This is a genomic window from Oleiphilus sp. HI0132 (genome assembly GCF_001635845.1).
Genome location: NZ_LWGJ01000881.1, coordinates 1 through 1,436, shown reverse-complemented (window position 1 = coordinate 1,436; position 1,436 = coordinate 1). Strand labels below are relative to the sequence as shown.

The 1,436-nt window shown below is 48.5% G+C and carries 2 protein-coding genes; both read left to right on the top strand.

The window, feature by feature from the left end:
• Positions 1-328 (top strand): glycosyltransferase (locus A3766_RS10020; RefSeq protein WP_304440961.1); only part of this gene is annotated, 328 nt, incomplete at its 5' end.
• Positions 321-1,436: UDP-N-acetylmuramate--L-alanine ligase (gene murC, locus A3766_RS10015; RefSeq protein WP_082907097.1), on the top strand; the 1,116-nt coding region annotated here is incomplete at its 3' end. The genes A3766_RS10020 and murC, both read left to right, overlap by 8 nt.

Genomic DNA, 1,436 nt, shown 5'->3' with positions numbered 1-1,436 from the left:
CTATCGCTGGGCTGACTTTGTGATCTGTCGAGCCGGTGCTTTAACCATATCTGAACTATGTGTGGCGGGCTTGGGAGCGATCCTCATCCCTTATCCTCATGCGGTCGATGACCACCAAACGCTCAATGCCCAGTATATGACCAAGGGCGGTGCGGCATGGTTATTAGACCAACAGGATTTGAGCGAGTCGACCTTGAGTGAGGTCTTGGCTCCTTTATTTAGTAAACCCGAGAGAATATCGATTTTGTCCGAGGCAGCAAGAAAATTAGCCAAAGCAGACGCAACAGAGAATGTAGCCAGTGAATGTAGGAGAGTCTGCTATGCCTGATAAACCAAATGCGAGTGTACTAAAGCATGCAGGAAGCATGGTATTGAGTGAAATTCCAGAGATGCGCCGTATCAGTCTGATCCATTTCGTAGGTATTGGTGGCGCGGGCATGTGCGGAATTGCAGAAGTGCTACGTAACCAGGGTTACCAAATCTCGGGTTCAGATTTAAATGAGTCAGCAGTGACAAAACGACTCGCTTCATTAGGAGTGAAAATCTATTTTGGGCATGATGCGGAAAATGTCGCACAAGCCGATGTAGTAGTGGTTTCTTCTGCGATTGATGAAAACAACCCGGAAGTGGCTGCAGCCAGAGAGCACCGTACGCCAATTGTTCCGCGAGCAGAAATGCTGGCTGAAATAATGCGTTATCGTCACGGTATCGCGATTGCGGGAACGCATGGCAAAACAACTACAACCAGTTTGATTGCATCGGTACTCGCCGAGGCAGGTTTAGACCCTACGTATGTGATCGGTGGTCGCTTAAATAGCGCGGGTACCAATGCAAGTCTGGGTGGGTCTCGATACCTGGTTGCTGAAGCAGATGAGAGTGATGCGTCATTCTTGCACCTTACACCGATGATTTCAGTGGTTACAAATATCGAAGCGGATCATATGCATACCTATGGTGGCGACTTCTCAAAGCTTAAACAGACCTTTGTAGACTTCCTTCATAACCTGCCGTTTTACGGTGCTGCGGTGATGTGTGTAGACGACCCAGTAGTAGAAGAAATAATGCCTCAGGTATCACGTGCCGTCCTTACTTATGGTGTGTCAGAAAGTGCGGATTATCGGGCGCATAATATTCGCCAAGACGGTATGCACAATCGCTTTACCGTACAGAGACCGGCGGGTATGAATGACCTGGATATCACGCTACAAATGCCGGGGCATCATAATGTTCTGAATGCACTGGCTGCTATCACTGTGGCGAGTGATGAGGGTGTTGAAGATGCCGCAATTCAAAGAGCCTTGGAAAGTTTCCAAGGGGTAGGGCGTCGTTTTCAGGTGTATGGCGACTACGCTGTTCAACGACAAGATACTGAAGCGAAGAGCGCTTCAAAAGTTATGTTGGTTGATGATTACGGGCATCACCCAAGTGAGGTGGAA